Here is a 207-nt window from a genome sequence, read left to right as displayed (position 1 = left end):
AGACGATCAGTTTGACCTTACAGCAACAAATTGATGACTCAATTACAATGAGATTGAAGCCATATCATCAATTTAATTCTGCTCAAGAAACTTTTAACGTTAGTTTAACCAATAGATTGGATAAATTGGAAAGTGATGTAAATTCATTTGAAGGCGAGTTTGCTAAATTAAACAATAGCCTTTCAAACGGACATACGAAAGCAGAGC

At 33.3% G+C, this 207-nt stretch carries 1 protein-coding gene; it reads left to right on the top strand.

Annotated features, from left to right (window positions below; all coding sequences use genetic code 11):
* A partial coding sequence (locus IQR33_RS32190) for a hypothetical protein (protein WP_228013738.1) occupies positions 1–207 on the top strand: 207 nt, incomplete at both ends.

Origin of the sequence: Vibrio sp. OPT46, from assembly GCF_015163535.1 — a bacterium.
GTDB lineage: Bacteria > Pseudomonadota > Gammaproteobacteria > Enterobacterales > Vibrionaceae > Vibrio > Vibrio alginolyticus.
This window is presented reverse-complemented; position numbering and strand designations above follow the sequence as displayed.